We start from the raw sequence: 2,500 nt of genomic DNA on the forward strand, positions 1-2,500 counted from the left end.
TGCCTCTCCGATCCTCAAGCCATCCCGTATCCAAGGCAGTCCCAAGGTTGAGCCTTGGGCTTTCACCCCGGACGCAGATGGCCGCCTGCGCGCGCTTTACGCCCAGTGATTCCGGACAACGCTTGCCCCCTACGTATTACCGCGGCTGCTGGCACGTAGTTAGCCGGGGCTTCCTCCTCTGTTACCGTCAGGGTGTGAGCATTCTCTTCTCACACTTGTTCTTCACAGAAGACAGAATTTTACAACCCGAAGGCCTTCATCATTCACGCGGCGTTGCTCCATCAGGCTTGCGCCCATTGTGGAAGATTCCCTACTGCTGCCTCCCGTAGGAGTCTGGGCCGTGTCTCAGTCCCAGTGTGGCCGATCACCCTCTCAGGTCGGCTACGCATCGTCGCCTTGGTGAGCCGTTACCTCACCAACTAGCTAATGCGCCGCGGGCTCATCCGACAGTGAAGCGAAAGCTTCTTTCTCGATCCCCTCATGCGAGGGAATCGCTTATCCGGTATTAGCACTCGTTTCCAAGCGTTATCCCAGTCTGTCGGGCAGATTGCCCACGTGTTACTCACCCGTCCGCCGCTAACCTTTGGGAGCAAGCTCCCTCCGGTCCGCTCGACTTGCATGTATTAGGCACGCCGCCAGCGTTCGTCCTGAGCCAGGATCAAACTCTCAATAAAAGTTGAAAAAGTTTGTATCTTGACTCGCATCAGATCTCTGTAACACTCGTTTAGTTTTCAAGGATCAACAGTGTCGCTCGAGGCGACGTTTATTAAGATACCACATTGCATTCGACTATGCAACAGGAAGTTTTTCACTATCACCGCATTCGCTCGCGGCGACAAGAGTTATCTTACCACGGCGCTCATTCGTTAGACAATCTACTGGTGATGACGAAACGAAACAAACGCACACATGAACTTACATCTCGCCATTCATTCACTCCTTCCCTGCCGTTTTCGCGGAAACGGCCACTCGATCAAAACATTCTGTTCAACCGACTTCGAACTCGACAAAAACGCCCTCATCTCGTTTATCAAAACAGCTCCTTGCACCACTCCTTGTCTTAAAGATGCTCTCGATGCGTTGTATGATCATCTAGCATCCTTCATTTTAGAAACGTGACTCAGTTCAATCTATATCTGTTAAGGACATCACATCTCCAAAGCCACTGCTTGCCTGCGTCCTCCTCGTAAACTGCTCAATGCTTCTCAAGTTTGGTCCGTTGCCAATCTCCCCCTGATAAAAGCAAGCTTGTACCAACGGGATCGGAATGTACATAGCCCTCAATTCTGGGGGCATAGGTCCTAACAGCAAAGAAATTTGACATCGGGTTCCAGTCCAGTTCACTACCTATCTAGCAGAAAACAGACGATAAATAACCTTCCTATCCCAAAATCATCAATAACGCTTGGTAAACATCAATATCGACAAAGACATTGATCCAAGAAAACTGCGCAGCTACGTCCTACCCCTATTCCAAAATACATCACCAATCCGAACCATTCTACCTGACAGTGCTTCGCTCAAGTTCCAGCAGAAGCTACACCGTCATTTTGTCTACAGGACATCATCTGATCCAATCTAAAGTTGATTGTCGAATTCGTTAGCATAATGGTCGATGAACGAAAAAAAAGACTCGATCTATTCGATCGAGTCTTCACAAATTTTGGAGCGGAAGACGGGATTCGAACCCGCGACCCTCGCCTTGGCAAGGCGATGCTCTACCCCTGAGCCACTTCCGCATACAGGATGTATGCGTCCTGCGTTGCAACAGGACGTTGCGATTTTAGCGGGGCTACCTCTGTCCCGCGTTGCAAGAGGATGTTGCGATCTTTGCAGGGCTACCTTTTCCCGCACTGCAACAGGACGTTACGAACAGGATATTCAGTATCCAACGTGCGACAGGACATCGCGTCCTTAGTTGGACTTCCTTCAGTCAACTACTCTAGCGACTGAGTTACTAAAGTGAAATGGCGGAGCTGACGGGATTCGAACCCGCGGTCTCCCGCGTGACAGGCGGGCATGTTAGGCCACTACACCACAGCTCCATGTGGTTGCGGGGACAGGACTTGAACCTGCGACCTTCGGGTTATGAGCCCGACGAGCTGCCAACTGCTCCACCCCGCGATAAGTTGTTAGGAAATGTCCGCCTTGCGACAAGATGTCGCGAACAAAAGCCGACCTTCCTGTTTTAAAAATGGTGGAGGTTGACGGGATCGAACCGCCGACCCTCTGCTTGTAAGGCAGATGCTCTCCCAGCTGAGCTAAACCTCCACGTACAGGTCGTACCGTGTCCAACGTCGCGACAGGACGCCGCGCACTTAGTTGGGCAACCTCTAAAGATAAAATGGTGACTCGTACGGGATTCGAACCCGTGAATGCCGCCTTGAAAGGGCGGTGAGTTAAGCCGCTTCTCCAACGAGCCTTTACTGGCTCCCCGAACAGGACTCGAACCTGTGACCATCCGATTAACAGTCGGGCGCTCTACCAACTGAGCTATCGA

The 2,500-nt window shown here is 51.5% G+C and carries 6 tRNA genes and 1 rRNA gene (2 of these 7 running past the window's edge); all 7 read right to left on the reverse strand.

The window, feature by feature from the left end:
- A 16S ribosomal RNA gene (locus tag CIG75_RS15010) occupies nt 1-674 on the reverse strand; it reaches 871 nt to the left of the window's first position.
- 990 nt (nt 675-1,664) lie between these two features.
- Nucleotides 1,665-1,739, reverse strand: a tRNA-Gly gene (locus CIG75_RS15015).
- 229 nt (nt 1,740-1,968) lie between these two features.
- A tRNA-Asp gene (locus tag CIG75_RS15020) sits at nt 1,969-2,045 on the reverse strand.
- Between the two features lie 3 nt (nt 2,046-2,048).
- Nucleotides 2,049-2,124 (reverse strand) — tRNA-Met (locus CIG75_RS15025).
- Nucleotides 2,125-2,195: 71 nt separating this feature from the next.
- Nucleotides 2,196-2,271, reverse strand: a tRNA-Val gene (locus tag CIG75_RS15030).
- A 74-nt stretch (nt 2,272-2,345) separates the two neighbouring features.
- A tRNA-Glu gene (locus tag CIG75_RS15035) sits at nt 2,346-2,422 on the reverse strand.
- Nucleotides 2,423-2,427: 5 nt separating this feature from the next.
- A tRNA-Asn gene (locus CIG75_RS15040) sits at nt 2,428-2,500 on the reverse strand (it continues 3 nt past the right edge of the window).

This window comes from Tumebacillus algifaecis, from assembly GCF_002243515.1.
GTDB classification, from domain to species: domain Bacteria; phylum Bacillota; class Bacilli; order Tumebacillales; family Tumebacillaceae; genus Tumebacillus_A; species Tumebacillus_A algifaecis.